Origin of the sequence: Algoriphagus litoralis (genome assembly GCF_003259255.1) — a bacterium.
In the GTDB taxonomy this organism is placed as follows: domain Bacteria; phylum Bacteroidota; class Bacteroidia; order Cytophagales; family Cyclobacteriaceae; genus Algoriphagus; species Algoriphagus litoralis.
Genome location: NZ_QGOL01000016.1, coordinates 66,676 through 84,233 on the forward strand (window position 1 = coordinate 66,676; position 17,558 = coordinate 84,233).

Sequence of the window (17,558 nt, forward strand, 5' to 3'; positions counted from 1 at the left end):
TTCCGAGAACTCGTAATTCGTTTTTCGTATCTGATACCTCGTATCACTGACCTCTATTCATCTTTCAGCGTATCTACCGGATTCATCTGAGTTGCACGGAAAGATTGGGCAGAGACAATCAGCAGCGTAAAACCTATTCCCACCATTCCCAAAATCAGAAAGCTCACCCAGGAAGGCCATTCCTTCACCGCAAATTGCGAAATCCAATCCTGCATCAGATAGCCACTCAGGGGAAGAGCGATCAGCACGCCTGCGAGTGTGATGAGGAGAAACTCTTTGCTAAACATCCAGGAAATACTCAGGCTGGATGCCCCCAATACTTTGCGGATGCCAATTTCTTTCGTTCGCCCTGCAATACTCAGCGCAGCCATGGCAAATAGTCCCATTGCGGCGATCAGGATGGCTATCCCTGCGGCGAAAAACACCATTTTCCCCAGTCGCTCATCGGCTCGATATTCTGACTCGACGGTTTCATCCATGAAACTAAAACTGAATGCCTCCTGTGGAAATGTCTTCATCCACTCCTCTTCCAGTACTTTTTTAAATACTTCAAAATCAGTTCCTGTCCCCTTGACCATTACTTTGGGGTTGGTAGCGGAGCTGATCATGAGCGAATTGATCCCACTGAATACTATCGCGGGATCTTTGGCCAGCAGGACAGGTTCGATCTCTTTATAGAGCGAGTTATGGTGAAAATCCTTCACCACCCCGACAATCTGATGTGGACTAAATCTGGTATTCGGAAGCAATTCCCCTAATGGGTCTTCCCAATTCAGGGCTTTTGCAAAAGTCTCATTGATCAGCACCGCGCTGCTATCAGAACCGGGCAATGGGTTAAACTCCCGACCTTTGGACATCTCTAGGCCCAAGGTTTTGATGTAATCCCCACCTACAAAATTGACCCGAAATTCAAACTGTTTGCCATCCTCCATCGGAAATCCACCATACCAGAATGCATTGTCCCCATAAGTAGAAATGGTGATCGCTGCAGTGCTTACCTCAGATCTAGCAGTGAGCGCTTGTCTATAAAGCTCGGCCTGATTGAAGCCTTCCCTGATCGATACTACAAAATCCGTATCCGACACTTCAGGCACATCTACCAAAATCACCATGTCCTGATTAAAGCCCAAATCGTAATTTCGGATCGCATTCATCTGATTGACCATGATCAGGGTGGTGGCTATCAGCAAAAAGGAAATGAAAAACTGAAGGGCCACCAGACCTTTACGCAAGGCTTGTTTCCCGAATTTCATGGATAGATTTCCTTTCAGGACTTTGATCGGACGCAGATTTGACATGAAAAAAGCCGGATAAGCACCTGCCAAAAGCGTGATGCCAAACACCAGAGCAGCCAAGATCAAGATTTGCTGCGGCCCGTAGCTCAAATCCAGATTTTTCTCAAAAAGCCCATTGAATACCGGAAGTAAGGTCTCGGATAAAATTACTCCGAGCACCAATGCAGCCAATGTGATCAAAAAAGCTTCAGTCATAAACTGGATGACAAGCTGCTTAAATTCCGCTCCCATGGTTTTTCGCACCCCTACTTCCTTGGCTCTAGTGGTGGCCTTTCCAATGGCCATGGTAGTGAAATTGATACTGGCAATGAGCAAAATCAAAACTGCGATACCTGAAAGAATCCACAATAAAGAAGGTCGGGTGGTCTCAGCCATGCCGGAATTGGGATTTTCATCCAGATGAATTTCGCGGAGTGGCTGCAGCTCAAAGCCATAAGAACCCTGCTCGTAATCGGTGCCCAAAGCATTTTTCATCATGGCTTCCACACCTGACTCAATACCACTTTTGGCCTGTGGATCGGTAGTTTTGATATAGGTATCCCCGAAGACATTGTACCAGGAGGTTTGATTCTCCTGATCAATGGTGTAATCCATATTTTGGTTGTTGATCAGCAGCTCAAAGCGGATGCTTGAGTTGTCTGGCAGTTCTTTTAAAAGTCCTGTAACCTGGTAGGATTCAAAGTCCTTACCCATTTTCATGCGAATGACCTTGCCAATGGGGTCTGCGTCGCCAAAGTATTTTTTAGCCGTGCTTTCAGTCAAAACCGCACTGAATTTATCTTTCAGCGCAACGGCTGGATCCCCTTGGATGAATTCAAAGTCAAAAATTTCCAAGAAATCAGGGCTGACCATCATGTACCGTTGATTCTGGGTGGTTTTTTCATCTAAAAATGCCTGTGCTGAGCCATTGATCAATTGGCTAGCATGGGTGACTTGGGAAAATTCAGACTTAAAAGTGGGTGCAGTAATGACCGGAGTCGAAAAAGAAGACAGGAGTTCACCTTCCTCCATTTCCAGGCGCTTGAGGCGAAATATCTGGTCTTGATCCGAATGGAAGGAATCAAAACTCAATTCAAACTGAACAAAGAAAAAAATCAGAATACTCACGCCAAATCCAAGAGACAGTCCAATCAGGTTGATTCCTGTATGGAGCTTGTTTTTGGTCAGGTTTCGAAAAGCGATTTTGAAGTAATTTTTCAGCATAGCTAAGTGAACAGGAATTGATTGGAATGATACAGATCCTACTTTTCCACTTTCATGCCATACAAATACGGCCTAAAATGAAGCATTTCAGCCATTTTGGAATTTCGCTCATTTCTAGCCCGTACATTTTTGTTCGCTCTCGGGCAAAATCAAAATTCGATTTTCCGGAGGCGGAAAATCAACAAGTTTTGATTAGTTTGTCATAAAAACCACCTTCATGTACGTCAATAGGCATTACCATATTTGGAGCACGATCCGGTGGTCCAAGAAACCCCTCACCAATGCATTCCTGTATTCCGCAGCTGTTATCGTACTGTACGAGATCACAGGATTGCCTTTTTCACTGCCTTGGCAGCCGATTTCTGTGATCGGTATTGCAGTGGCGTTTTATTTGGGATTCAAGAATAACAGTTCATACGACCGGGCTTGGGAAGCCCGAAAGATCTGGGGAGCCATCATCAATGACAGCCGATCTTTGGCTATGGGCATACTCAGTTTACCAGGCTCGAATGTATCAGAGGAATGGAAAAGGGAATTCATCTTTCAACACTTGGCGTGGGTGATTGCACTGAAGCATTCCATGCGAAAAATGAAAACCTGGGAGCATGGAGCCAAAGTCGAAAACCTTGTTTTCACCCCCTATTATCGAGAGGAAGGGATGCGTGGATTGGATCCCGAATTGGAAAAATACCTAAGCAAAGCACAAATCGAAAAGCTTAAATCCTATACCAATATTCCTTTTCAACTCTTAAAAAATCAGAGTCTGGAACTAAAAAAACTCGAAGAAGAAGGCGGAATCACTGAATACAAGCATGTCTGGCTGCAGCAGCTTTTGGCCAAGTTGACGGACAATCAGGGCATGTCTGAGCGGATCAAAAACTTCCCGTTTCCTCGTCAATATGCCTCCACGGGCTTGTTTATCAATTACATCTTTTGTGCCTTAATCCCCTTTGGCCTCCTGGATATTTTCTCCCAATCTTCCATTTTGCACTATTGGCTCACCGTGCCATTTTCTACAGTGATTATCTGGATTTTCTTTTTGGTGGACCGAATCGGAGACTATTCTGAAAATCCATTTGAGGGAGCGTACAACGATGTCCCCATTTCTTCGATCACCCGAGTGATTGAAATTGATCTCTTGGAACTTTTGGGAGAAAAGGACATACCAGCCCCCTATCCTGTGGAGAATGGATTTTTGATGTGATTTTGATTTACGACGTAAATGAAAAACTTTGAGGTCTTTAGAAACCTCGAAGGTTTATACCCGACTCAGTTGGAGACAAAAAAATATGGTCCAAGTTTGAAAGCTTGAACCATATTAAATATCGAATTTCAAACATCGAATATTGAATGTCGAAGGAACATATCTCTTAAAACCAACTTATCGTTTCCGGATCCTACTTGACCCAGAAACCTTGATATCTCCCATTTTTGGAGATCCGGAATAGATCAAATCACCGGAACCGGAGGAATGAACCGAAACTTCTCCCAAATCACCTACTGAGGTATTTCCAGAGCCGGATTTGGATACTTCCAATTTACCTATGGCTAAGGACTCTGCCTCAAAGTCCCCGGAGCCTGATTGCTTGATTTCAGCTTCATCCACTTGACCTGATTTGATGGAAAGTTTAGCCGAACCTGAAAGGACTGCCTCTAAGTCATCTGCAATTAAACTTTGCATCAAAACATCCCCTGAGCCAGACAACGAAACATAAAAATCATCTGAACTGACATCGGATTTCACCATGATTTTCCCGGACCCAGAACATTTAATTCCTTCCAAACTCCTGTAAGTCACGTGAAATTTCAAACTCACATTTCGGTAATTTCCAGGAACTAAACCCAGTTTTAATACATCTCCGTCGATTTCAGTCCGAACTTGATCCAAATCCACGCCTTTGGCTTCAATCCATATTTTCTCCGTGTTGCCTTCTTCGAGTATTACATCCCAGCTTCCACCAGAATGGACTTCCGAAAAAGATCCAGGAGTCCTAGTCTCGGTCTGTTGGGCCTGCAGACATGAGCTAAAAGTGAAAATGAGGAGCCCAAATGCCCAAAATTTTGTGTAGTGTTTCATTGGTTTGGTTAAGTTTTAAAATCTGGTTTAGAATTGATTTTTTTAACTGGTGATCTGTTAGAAATACGGCGAAATACAGGTGAAATAAGCTTGACTGCTGCGGGCGAAATAATGGTTCTACGAAGGTCTAGACCTACTGCCCTCAGATTCCAAAAGATTTTTTTCTTGATATATCTTGACCCTATTAGCGAAGCCTATTTCGGGACCGCAGGGAGCCTATTTCTAGTGTATTTCCACTGTATTTAATTTAATCTTGGTTCTAATATCTCGCTTCCGAATCTTGATACTTCGTGCTTGATACTTGATACTTATTACTCACTCTTTATACTCTTCACTGGATCAGCCCATGCGGCCCTGAGAGTCTGAGAAGTCACCGTCACTGCGGCAATGATTCCAGCGATCAAGCCAGCCCAGAGAAAAACTGTCCAGTTGATCCCGGTCCTGTACGCAAAATCCTCCAGCCAGGAACTCATTCCAAACCAGGAAATTGGAATGGCGATGATGAAACCTATGGCGACGAGTTTGAGAAAGTCCTTGCCCAGCAAAACCAGAATATTTCCGGTCTCCGCACCCATGACTTTTCGGATTCCGATTTCGCGGGTGCGTTGTTCGGTGGCAAAAGTAACCAAGCCCAATAGGCCGAGAATAGAAATTACAATCGCCAGTACAGAGAAGAAGGTGAAAACCGTTTTGACTTTGGCTTCGGCTTCATACTGCCGGTTGAATCCTTCATCCACGAAGTACGGCTCAAATGGAAAATCCGGTCTCAGTTGGGTCCATTCCCCTTTCAGGTAAGCCAAAACTTCTTCCCGCTGCGCAGCATCAATCTTGATACTCACGAGATTATTTCTGTCTTGAGAAATCATAAACACGATGGGCACGATGGGCTGATGGAGACTTTCGAAATGGAAATCCTTCATCACTCCCGTGACAAAACCCCTTCTGCCACCATACAGGAATTGCTTGCCAATGGCTTCCTCAGGGCTTGACCAGCCCACTGCCCGTATAGCTGTCTCATTGAGAATAAATGCCTCTGTAGAGTCACTGGCCCGGAGAAAGTCAAAATCCCTTCCTGCCTCAAGCGAAATCCCATAAGTATCCAAGAAATTATGCGCGACATGAATATCTGCAATCCGCACATTGAGTTGGGTCAATTCTCCGTTGACTTCGGCAGTAGTTCCCTGAGAATCGAGCAATCTTCCCGAGGGCACCCTACTGGATAAACTCACTTCTTTGATGCCGGCGTGGTTTTCAAGTCGATCTTTGAGAATCAGGTAATTCTCATTGATTTGCGCACTGGTGGGCAGGATCACAATGTCTTCTTTTTGGAAGCCTAAGTCTTTGCTCTGCATATAATCCAACTGCCGCACCACTACCAAAACAGCGACAATCAAAATGACTGAAATCGCGAATTGACCTACTACGAGCAGTGAGCGGAAATTCTCATGGCCTTTTCCAGCCTTAAAAGCACCTTTGAGCACTTTTGCAGGCATAAATCCAGAGAGGAACAAAGCCGGATAACTTCCTGAAATCAAACCCACAAATGCCATCAAACCGAAAATCCCCAAGAGGTATTCCGGATTATTGAAGAAATTCAAACTGAGTGACTTGTCTGTAAAATCAGAGAAAACCGGCAAAAACAGGTAGACTAAGATGAGTGCCAAAATCATGGAAAACAGCGTCATGACAAAGGATTCACCCATAAACTGACGGATCAGTATCATCTTGTCCGCACCCATAACTTTGCGAAGCCCTACTTCCATGGAGCGCAAAGAGGATCTTGCGGTCGACAGATTCATGAAATTGATGCAGGCAATCATCAGAATAAAAAGGGCCACAGCGAGATACACAAATACGTAATCGATGTTGCCGTTTGCTTCGATTTCAGAAGCCAGATTAGAATAGAGGTGGACATCCGCAATCGGCCAGAGAAATAGCTTCGTGCCCTTAGAAGCAGGAATTCCAGCTTGATTTTCGCCCATATGCCGATCGATCATCGAAGGGAGTTTTGCTTCAAAAGCTTTGCCGTCCACTCCTTCGGCGAGCTTGACGAAGGTGGAAAAATTATTAGATCCGAAGTTACCCATGAATGCCTCCTGACCTCCGTAAAACTGGACCACAGGAATCATGGAACCCAGAAAATCCACATGAAAGTGGGAGTTCTCAGGCATATCTTCCATCACTCCACGTACCTGAAAAGTAAACTCCTGTCCGGCCAATTCTGCCTGCAATTCCTTGCCAATAGCCGATTCATCGCCAAAGTATCGTTTGGCGGTACTTTGTGTCAGGATAATTCCATCAGCTTCCAAAAGTGCGGCCTGCCCTTCGCCTTCGAGTATTTCCCAAGAGAAAAGATCAAAAGCCTCCGGATCCGCAAAAAAGAACCGCTCTTCGACCATGGCATTTGACCCGTTTTTGATCAAGGCGTCAAAGTTGAACAACCGTGCAGATGCTTCCACTTCATCCGAAAAATCCGATTTGATCAAAGGGCCAAAAGGAGGAGCCAAATGTCCCAAATGAAGACTCTCTTCTCCGTCTTGGTTGAACCAGGCACGGGAGACCCGGTAGATTCGGTCTGCATCCGGGTGGTACTTGTCATAGCTCAGCTCAAACTGCACATAGAGCAAAATCACGATACTCACCGCCATACCGATCGCAAGACCGATCAGATTAATCAGCACATACATCGGATGTTTTTTGGCGTTTCGGAAGACGATTTTGAAGTAATTTCTGAACATAATAGGTTGGTTTAGTGGTTACTCAGATTTCAGGCTTTTTACCGGATTGATGACTGCTGCACTGATGGCTTGATAACTGACGGTGAGGATAGCTATGAGTAGGGTAATTCCACCTGCTAACAAAAAAACAAGCGGATCCAGAGGAGTTCGGAAAGCAAAAGATTCTAACCAGGAATCCATTCCATACCAAGCAATAGGAATGGCAAAAAGGAAGGCTATTCCTACCAATTTGGCAAAATTGAGCGTTAACAGCAGGACGATGCTTCCGACTGAAGCCCCCAAGACTTTTCTTACGCCGATTTCTTTGGTTCTCAAAAAAGCCGTATAAGCTGCCAGTCCAAATAGACCAATACAGGCTATCAGAATGGCCAAAATGGAGAAAATCCCCAGAATTTTACCGGAAACCTGCTCGCTGCGATACAATTGCGCTAAGTCATTGTCCAAAAAGAAGTATCCCAAAGGACTGCCGTCCGAAAGTTCAGCCCATTTGGTTTCCAGTTCATTGACCAAGGAAGTCTGTTGACCGGATGTGAATCGGATGGTAAGAAAATTTTCAAAGCCCCTGGGATTGTCTGTATGGAAGATGGCCAAGGGTGTGACCTGTGTGTGCAAGGATTCAAAGTTGAAATTGTCTACCACACCGACAACCGTGAACACAACTTCCTGAATTTGACCATTGATATCTGTGCTGGTCTTGAGTTGTTGTCCTATGGCCGATTGCTCTCCAAAAAATACTTTCACTGCTTCTTTATTGATGATCAGCGAAAGCGAATCGTTGAAAGATTCATTAAAAACCCTTCCTTCCAAGGCTTGAATTCCCATCGTTTCGAAGAAATGGTCATCGCCGGCAAAGCTTTTGGCAGTCATGACATCTCCTCCTCCGGGTTTGATAAATTGGATCCCTGTCGTTCCCTTGCCAGGAAGGCTGCTGGAAATACCCACAGACAGCACTCCAGGGATTTTTTCCAATTCGGATTTGATGGCGTCTTTCTTCTCCTGCAATCCAAAGCGCTCCAAGACGAGGACATTTTCCTTTTGAAAACCTAAACTAGTGGACTGAATGTAATTGATCTGGCGATTGATAATCAGGGTACCGGCAATTAGGATGATTGCAATTGCAAACTGGAATACAACCAGACCATTTCTCAGCCAGTTTCCTCCTCCCGTCACGTCAAGTTTTCCCTTCAGAATACTGATCGTATTCAGTTTGGATATGTGAAAAGCAGGGTAATAACCTGCCAAAACCCCGACCATCACACCAAAACCAAGCAGAATCGGGAGGGCAAAAACTACCGAGCCAAAGTCTATGCGCAGTGACTTCTCTGCCAAATCATTGAAGAAAGGCAGCGCCAAATTCACCAATAAAATCCCTAGCAAAAGCGCGATGAAAGTCAAAAGCAAGGCTTCCAGAAGAAACTGAATGATAATCTGACCACGATCCGATCCCATGGCTTTTCGGACGCCAACTTCACGGGCGCGATCCGCAGATCGGGCTGTGGCTAGATTGATGAAGTTGATACAGGCCAAAACCAAAATGAAAATGGCAATGGAAATGAAAATATAAACGTAAAGGGAATTGCCGTTAGGCTTGAGTTCTCCCTCCAGATTGGAATTGAGGTGAATGGAAGTGACAGGCTGAAGGAAATAACGATAGCCATTGCCGGCCGCAGTATAGTCTGCAAATGAGACGCCCAATTCCCGCTCAATTTGTCCCGAAGCATATTTGTCGACCAAAGGTGGAATTTGAGCCTCCACTTCCATGGGATCAGCCTCAGGACTGAGCTTGAGATAGGTGTACGCAGAAAATCCCGTAAAATTCTCCTGATCCAAACCAGGGAAAGACACAGAAGAAAATAGAAAATCCAGCTGCAAATGGGAGTTTTCAGGGATATCCGCCATGACTGCCGAAACCTCAAAATCAATCCCAAACACTTTCAAAGATTTCCCAACTGGGTTTTCGGATTTAAAAAGTCGTTGAGCCGCCGATTGAGCGAGAACAACTGTATTCGGCTCATTCAAAGCTGTAGACTTGGAAGCTCCCTGGAGAATTTCGAAGTCAAACACCCGAAAGAAATTTGAATCGGCCGCAGCTGCAAAATCCTCCTCAAACTTTTCTGCACCAACTTCGAAAACAGTTCCTATTCCCAATCCAAAAATCCGCGTAGACTCCTCCACTCCCTTGATTTCTTCTGCAAAAACCTCCGAATAGCTATCCGGAATGATCGCATAAAAGCTGACATGATCCGGATAAATCCGCTCCAAAGCTACCCGATGGATGGTGGATGCATTGGGAATGAACTTATCGTAAGAAAGTTCATCCCTGACAAAAAGCATGATCAGAATACAACAAACAAAACCCAGCGTCAGTCCAAAAATATTGATGGAGGCATAGACCTTGTTTTTGACCAGATTCCGATAGGCGATTTTCAGGTAGTTTTTGAACATTTTCTAAAATTGAAAGATTGGAAAATTTGAAGATTCTCAAATCCTAGTTCTTGGCTCTTGGTTCTTGTCTCTAATTTTCTTGATACTAAAATCTAGATACTTGATACTCAAACTTACTGCTTGATCACTCGTGACGAACCGGAGATTCCGATACTCTGCTTTTCCGGGTTGCCACGGTAGTAGATATTTCCAGAACCTGAGGAGCCAACGGTGAAGGATTCCACTACACCTATGGAGGTATCGCCGGATCCCGACTTTCCAATTTTGACATCATCAGCAGTGAAATCCAGGGCATCCAAGTCCCCCGAACCAGACTGGCCGATATTGGCCACTTCAGCTCTTCCTCCTTTGATGACCACTTTGCCAGAGCCACTCATTCCTACAGATAATTTTTCTGCATTAATATTCTGGGCGAAAATGTTTCCGGAACCTGATAGCCCAATGGCAAAAGACGACGCCCCAAAGTCAGAATTGATCTGCATATCCCCTGAGCCTCCGTTTCCTACAGATTCCAGTTCGCGGACAGTTACATAGACTTTGATGTTGACATTCTTATAGGAGCCTTTTTCAAGTTTGATTTTGAGTTTATCGCCATCGACTTCTGTGATGACTTTGCTTAGGTCAAAACCTTGGGATTCCAGTCTAACTTCATCTTTGGATCCTTTGGTGATTTCCACATCCCAGCTACCGTTATTCTCGATTTGTGTGAAAGAGCCAGGGGTTCGGACTTGGGTATTTTGTGCGAAAGCAGCAAATCCCAGAAGAAGGAAGGCAAATACAAGTGCGGAAATTTTTGAAGTTTGCATAGTGTTTGGGTTGAAATAGTTTTCAGATTTATTTAAGCCAGAGATTGTGCCAAGGTCAAATGACCTGATTAGGCGCTCCAGAGTGTAATTATTACTTTTTGTAATGTCCGAGTAAAGCCAGTTTTGACCGTCAGCGAACGATTTTAGTGATCAGTTACCAGTCACAGTTTGCAGTCTCAGTAGTAAGTTGGTATTCAGGGTTTAGAATTTGAGCGAGATTCTATTCTAAATTAATTATACACTTTATCGCCGAAGCTGGTCTAGCCTGTCGATTGCATTTTGATTTTGGGAATTCAATGTCAAGGACTTTTCAAAGGTTTGAATGGCCATGTCCCTATTTCCGGTATGTAAATACGCTTCCCCCAAACTGTCAAAAAGGTTGGAAGAACCGGGATACATTTTGGTTGCTAAGAGAAAGACATTTATACCTTGACTTGGTGCAGTTGAATTGAAAACAAGTTGAAGACCAAGTGTATTGAGATTACCTTCAGGCAGTTTCAGGGATGGGTTTTGAATCGATAATGAATCAACCAGTGCATCCAAGTTTTCATAATTTTGCGCCGAAGCCAATTCATTGAAGTCTTGAAATGTGAAAAGGTGTGCTTCGGGATTTTTAGATTTGTGAGAAAGAAGCTCGCTTTCGATACCATTTGTCGAAGGACTTTTCTCCACAAAAGCTAAAGCAGCATGGTCATTCTTTAAATAAGCATTGAAAAAATTAAGCGTGTATTTTGAAGCAAGTTTATAAGACTCCATTATCTCCGCATCACTTTTATCTTGTCTTTGGTCTCTATTTTCGAAAAGCACTCCTAGTGTACTGAAATAGGAGTGGGATAGCTTGTGAAATTTTAATTGATACGCCTTACTTTTTGATATCCTTTCATAAAAAACAAATGAAGTATTGAGCTCCGGATTGATTTTATCTTCCTCCAAAACTTTTTCAGGAATATCTTTTTGAGCCATATGAAGATAGGGCACGTCAAACTTTGCTAATTCAAAAAATGGGGCATTCGACAATAAGGAATATTGATATCGCTCGGTACCGTCAAGACTGACAACTGCTTTCACATTTGCATTTCGCATTTGGGTGATTACACTTGATAGACCTCCAAAACTGAAAGACATTAAGGCGATTTTTTCCGAATCAACAGGAAGTTTTGCTGCCTCTTTCATCAAAAACTCGATATCTCTGGCTTGAGTTTCTAGTTCTTTCAAAGAATTTGTGCTAAACCAGCGGTTTTCTGAGCCCCTGCTTGTACTCGAGATAACCAGGTATCCGTGACTGGCCAAAAATTCACAGAGTTCAAAATTTTCTATCGAAGAGGCTTGAAAGCTCGGAGCATAAACAATCACTGGAAATTGCCCTTCCGCAAAATCAATATTGGGATAGGCTGATGATTTTTCAGTAAGATGTTGTTGGTTTTCAGGAGTATTGGTATAGGTAAACCAATTCAAAATCAGCTCGTTGGGCAGGTTTTCCCATTCCTCCTCTTCTTTTAAAATTTCAAAATAATTCAAAATTGACATTGGCTTCTCAACAGTGATTTTTTGATCGGAAGGATACCACATGCTGATTGAAATGGGACGGGGAATTGTCCGATTGGTGTAATCGTAAATTCTCGAATACGTTCTTGTGCTGTCAGAGGCCAAGTAGTGCTGGAATCCCACCGTATACGGCCCACGTTGAAGGTCAATTTCTTTCAAAGAGGTCTGTCCAAACGAAGGATTTATTAAAAAATAGATAAGGAAGGTACAGAATAGAAGTTTCATAAGTATTCTCATTTGGCAAGTACAATTTACAGTTGGAGCATCGACTTCCCTACACGTCGGCCAGCCTAAGCAGATGGATAAAACCTTCTGGTAAGCTCTTTGACTTCGCTCGGCCTGACAGGAGTCGATGCTTTTTTAAACCAAGACCTCTGGATTATTCATTTTTCAAGTAATCAACAGGATTATTCGCAGCTGTTTTGAAACTCTGATAACTCACCGTCAACCAAGAAATAACAATTGAAAGAAGTCCTGCTAATAGGATCAGCAGCATGTCCACCTCTACCCGATAGGCAAAATTCACCAGCCAATAATTGGTCATAAAGTAGTAGGCCAAAGGCCCTGCAATCACAAAAGCTACCAATACCAAAATCGTAAAATCCTTGCTGAGAATGGTGACTAAATGCGCCATCGAGGCACCTAAAGTTTTCCGAATGCTAATTTCCTTCGAGCGCTGCTCGGTGGTATACGCTGCCAGCCCCAAAAGACCAAGGCAGGCTATACCGATAGCGAGTATCGTGAAAATCAGAATGATATTTCCCATTTTCTGCTCTGCAATAAAGAGCGCCTCAAAATTCTGGTCAACAAAGGAATACTCGAATGGAGCGCCGTCGGAATGCTTCCTCCAAGTGGCTTCCAGAAAATCCAGTTTGGGCTTAAGCTCTCCCGGACCGAAGCGGATCGCCATTTCCTGATTGGAAATCGAACCCAGGGTCATGATTAAGGGTCTGACAGAGGATTTTAAACTTTCAAAATTAAAGTCCCGAAGTACGCCAATAACTGTCCGCTCTACAGGTTCGGAGTTTACATTCCAAAATCCTCCCAGCCGTTGGGTTCCGTCCAGTTTGGTCCATCCCATTTGTTTAAATGCACTTTCATTGACGAGAATTGCTCCCGTATCACTGGGGAACTCGCGGGAAAAGAACCGACCCTGAACCAATTCATATTTCATGGTTTCGAGTTGGTCATGATCGACAAAATTGATGTTGCAGAGAAAATCCTGCTCGGTATCGGAGGTTCTGAAAACCGAATTCCAATCGATATTAGGAGGCAGCGCATTGGCAAAACTAGCAGACACAAATCCCGAGTTGCTGAGCAACTCCTGTTTGAAAGCCTCTGCATTGGTTCCAAGGGCCCGTGTATGGAGGAGTTTTAGGACATTTTCTTTTTCAAAACCCAAATCCATCTCTTGCATGTAGCGGAGTTGCTTATAGACCACCATGCTGCTGATGATTAGGGAAATGGAAATAATAAATTGGAATACGACAAGCCCATTCCTGAACTTGGATCGTTTGACACCGCTTCGGATTTTCCCCTTTAGGACTGAGACCGGTGAAAATGAGGTCAGATAGAATGCCGGATAAGAACCAGCCAAAAGCCCAATAGCCACGATGAAAATCAAATACCCAGGAAGCACAAATGGATTGAGGAAAATCTCCAGACCCAGGTCTTTTCCAGAGAGGGAGTTGAATGGATGCAAGGCGAGCAAGATCAGTCCCAATGCAAAAAACCCAGAAGCAAAACTATAGACCATTGATTCAGAAATGAATTGACCGATCAATCTGCCTTTACCTGCACCCACAGACTTCCTGACGCCAACTTCTTTCGCCCGATTTGAAGCCCGTGCTGTTGACAAATTCATGAAATTGATACAGGCGATGACGATGATGAAGGCTGCAATGGCTCCAAAGACATACAAGTACTGGATACTTCCTGAGGGTTTGAGCTCATCACTGAGTTCAGAATGCAGATGAATTTCGCTCATCGGCATGGTATGGTAGCCAAACTGATTGCCTTGGGCAACAAATGCCTCCAGCGTAATTCCCAGATATTTCTCGATCTCCGGTCCGAAATACTTTTGAATGAAAGAATCCAAAGCAACTTTAACCTTGGTGGGGTCACTACCGGGATGGATTCGATAGTAGGTGTACAGGTTATTTGATGACCACTGTAGATCCTTCATGTATTCCCAGCTGTCACCGGAGAGGATCATGTCAAAAGTAAGGTGGGAATTGTGAGGCGGATCAGCAACCACACCGGATACTGTGGTGAGCTTTTTATCTGATCCCCGAAATATTAGCTGCCCAATCGGGTCGGCATCTCCAAAATATTTCCTCGCAACACTCTCAGTCAACACGATTTTGTCCGGACCAACCAGAGCTGTTTTGGCATCGCCCTGAAGCAGTTCAAATCCAAAAAAATCAAAAAAATTCGGTTCGGACACCAGCATCATTGGCTCAGTGAAAGCCTTTTCTTCGTAACGGATCGGTGTAGTACGAAAAGCGCCCAGTTTAATTGCATCGGCGACTTCAGGAACCTCATCCTTTAGCGCTTGCGCTACCGGAGCGGGAGACAAGGCCATATTGAATTCATTGCCGTTCATTTTGCCCTGCATATTGACCCGGTAGATCAATTCACTTTGGGGATGAAAATTGTCGTAGCTTAACTCATCGACAATGAAGATAACAATCAGAATACTGGCTGCCATTCCAAGGCTCAACCCAAGAATATTTATGGCTGAATAAAATTTGTTTTTGAGCAGTGTCCGATAGGCGATTTTGAAATAGTTTTTGAACATAATCTGGGTAAGGCGTTGGTTTAGATTTAAAAAAAAGAGTTGGTTTAGTTTTCTTTCTATTGGATGCAGGCCTAAGCCAAAGGGTTGCATCGGATATCCAGAGTTTTTTTAAAAAAAAAGGTCTTTGGAAAATTCCCAAAGACCCTGTCAACCAATTTATTAACTAGTTATTTCCTTAAAACCTTCCTAGCTCATGGGAAATATTATTCATTTTTGATAGCCTCCACAGGATTGGACCAAGCAGCACGAACGGCCTGAATCCCTACAGTCAATATGGCTGTAAGCAGACTCAAAAAACCTGCAAGCACAAAGGTCATGGTCGATAAGCCTGAGCGATAGGGAAATTCCTGCTGCCAAGCGTCCATGAAATACCAAGAAATCGGAACTGCCAGTACAATTCCCAGAATCACCAGAACCATGAAATCCCCACTGATTAATTTGATCAGACTTTGACTACTGGCTCCCAGTACTTTTCGGATTCCGATCTCTTTGGTTCGCTGCTGAACCTCATATGCAGCCAGTGCAAAAAGTCCCAAGCAGGAAATCACAATCGCCAAAATTCCAGCAATACTGAAGGCCAGACTCAATTGCGCTTCCTGCTGATATTGCCTGGCAAAAACTTCATCAATAAAGGAATAATTGAAGGGGTTGCCCGGAAAAATTTCCTGGTAGATCGCCTGAATATCTGCAAGATTAGCTTTCATATTGGTAGACTCCATGGTCAGGGTGAAGAATCCATCCGCCTGACTAGCCAAAAAGATGGTTGGTTTGATCTCTTCTCTGAGTGACATGTGGTGGTAATCCTTCACTACCCCGACTACTTCAAAAGGCTGACCCCAAAGGATACTTTGTCCTGCAGCCGATTCAGGATTTTGAAATCCCAACTGCTTGGCAGCTTTTTCATTTAAAATCACTTTGTTGATGGAATTCCAGCTCGCCTCCGTTTCTTCAGTGGTAAAGTTTCTTCCGGCCAGCAAATCGATTTCATACACTGGAAAAAACTGCTCGTCTATAATCAACATTGAATAATTGTAGTTTTCATCCTCAGGTCGTGGAACCATCGGAGTGATCCCACCTGCAGAGAAATTGAAACCAATTCCGGGAATGTTGTTGGAACCGGCCATTTGATCAATGTAAGCCTTGGACCGGAGCGTTTCTTTGAAGGCATTCATTTTCGATCCCTTGTTTTCGCCGGCATCATTTGGTCCTGCGATAGCCACTTTTTGATTCACATTCATGCCCAGATTTTGATTTTGCATGAATGAAAGTTGGTCTTTGATGACCAGGGTGCAGATGATTATACCCACGGATATCACAAACTGGAAAACCACCAAGGATTTTCTCAAAAGTTGAGAGTCAGGTTTGAATTTCAGCTTTGATTTTTTGTCAAAGCTCCCTGAAATTGCCACCACATAAATCCCAGAAATCAGAGCACAGGTCAGCATAATTCCAAAAATCAACAGGATAATCTGGGGCTGCACCAAAGATCCCAACCAGATCGGTTGACCAAATACTTGGCTCAGGAGCGGGCCAAAAAGATAAATCAGAAGACCTGAAATCAAGGCTGCCGAAGTAAGCAATACCAGAGTTTCAGTCATAAACTGCTGTGCCAATTGCCAGGATTGGGCACCTAAGACTTTCCTCATTTTGACCTCTTTGATTCGGGTCAGAATGGAGGCAGAGGATAGATTAAGGTAGTTGACATAGGCAATCCCCAAGATCAACACCGCGATGGCTAAGAATACCAAAACCGAACCCATGCGAGAAAAGGTCGGCAATGGATCACTGATACTGCTTCCTAAATGAATTGATTCGATCGGCTGGAGGATGATTTCAACCTTTTCAGACCCCGGATTTTTACGAATAAAGCTGGTCAATTGGGCTGACAAATCTTCAGCGGCTCCTGTTGAATTCGCGAGTAAATACAGATTAACAAATCCTGATTCGAGGCCATTGGGATCTGCCCAGTCATTTCCACTGCGGTAGGCTGGATTTTCTAGGGTATGAATTGACACAAAGACTTCTCCCTTCAGATCTGAGCGATCTGGAATAGCCTCTAGCACGCCTTTGACAGTTAATTCCACTTTTCCAAACTGATTACTCAGCGTAAAAACTTTACCCAAGGGGTCCTGCGATCCAAAAAGTTTTTGCGCTATCTGTTCCGAAATCACGGCCGTATTTGGATCTGACAAATCTGCCTCCCCTCTTTTCTTGGGAAATGAAAAATCACGGAAAAAACTCCCTTCTACAAAAATGATCTGCTCCTCTGTAAACGCGAGGTCTGTATCCGGCACAGCGATCAATCCACTGGCAATCCCTTCTGCAAATCGGTTGACAGATTCTACCTGATCAAAGTTATTTTTGATAATGGATGCGTATCCCGGGGGCAAATAAGTTTCATAAGTACCCTCTCCCTCGGTGACCACGACTCGATATAAGTCGTCTTTGCGAGCATGAAAGTCATTGTAGCTCCATTCGGTAGCCACATAAGCAAACAAGACTAGGAAAGTCACCAAACCCAGCACTAAGCCAAGCAGATTGACCAAGGAAAAAAGTCTACGCTTCAGCAGACTACGAATAGAAATTCTCAGGTAGTTAAGAAACATGGGTTAGCGCAAGTTTAAGGTGAGCAGTAATTTTTAAGCATAA

At 43.9% G+C, this 17,558-nt stretch carries 9 protein-coding genes; 1 reads left to right on the forward strand and 8 read right to left on the reverse strand.

The genetic code is table 11. The features are described 5' to 3' along the window. Positions 1–53: 53 nt before the first annotated feature. Positions 54–2,498 carry an ABC transporter permease gene (locus tag DK188_RS18075; protein ID WP_111672257.1) on the reverse strand — a complete coding sequence of 815 codons (2,445 nt, stop codon included), beginning with the start codon at positions 2,496–2,498 and terminating at the stop codon, positions 54–56. A 217-nt stretch (positions 2,499–2,715) separates the two neighbouring features. Here DK188_RS18075 and DK188_RS18080 point away from each other — a divergent pair, with 217 nt between their 5' ends. Beyond that, positions 2,716–3,702 (forward strand): bestrophin family protein, encoded by a 987-nt coding sequence (locus tag DK188_RS18080; protein ID WP_111672258.1) that lies wholly within the window; start codon positions 2,716–2,718, stop codon positions 3,700–3,702. A 177-nt stretch (positions 3,703–3,879) separates the two neighbouring features. Here the strand turns inward: DK188_RS18080 and DK188_RS18085 are convergent, their stop codons facing one another. The 7 genes from DK188_RS18085 to DK188_RS18115 form a co-directional block, all read right to left on the reverse strand. Further along, positions 3,880–4,575: a head GIN domain-containing protein gene (locus tag DK188_RS18085; RefSeq protein ID WP_111672259.1), complete on the reverse strand. Its 696-nt coding sequence runs from the start codon at positions 4,573–4,575 to the stop codon at positions 3,880–3,882. A gap of 311 nt (positions 4,576–4,886) precedes the next feature. Then, positions 4,887–7,313, reverse strand: a complete 2,427-nt coding sequence (locus DK188_RS18090) for an ABC transporter permease (RefSeq protein ID WP_111672260.1) — start codon at positions 7,311–7,313, stop codon at positions 4,887–4,889. Between the two features lie 18 nt (positions 7,314–7,331). After that, complete coding sequence (locus DK188_RS18095; RefSeq protein ID WP_111672261.1) at positions 7,332–9,758, reverse strand: ABC transporter permease; 2,427 nt, start codon at positions 9,756–9,758, stop codon at positions 7,332–7,334. 113 nt (positions 9,759–9,871) lie between these two features. Then, complete coding sequence (locus DK188_RS18100) at positions 9,872–10,564, reverse strand: head GIN domain-containing protein (RefSeq protein WP_111672262.1); 693 nt, start codon at positions 10,562–10,564, stop codon at positions 9,872–9,874. 243 nt (positions 10,565–10,807) lie between these two features. After that, positions 10,808–12,334: an alpha/beta hydrolase gene (locus tag DK188_RS18105; protein ID WP_111672263.1), complete on the reverse strand. Its 1,527-nt coding sequence runs from the start codon at positions 12,332–12,334 to the stop codon at positions 10,808–10,810. Between the two features lie 154 nt (positions 12,335–12,488). Beyond that, positions 12,489–14,909, reverse strand: a complete 2,421-nt coding sequence (locus DK188_RS18110) for an ABC transporter permease (protein WP_111672264.1) — start codon at positions 14,907–14,909, stop codon at positions 12,489–12,491. Between the two features lie 203 nt (positions 14,910–15,112). Beyond that, a complete protein-coding gene (locus DK188_RS18115; protein ID WP_111672265.1) occupies positions 15,113–17,515 on the reverse strand; it encodes an ABC transporter permease in 2,403 nt (800 codons plus the stop codon). Positions 17,516–17,558 lie beyond the last annotated feature (43 nt).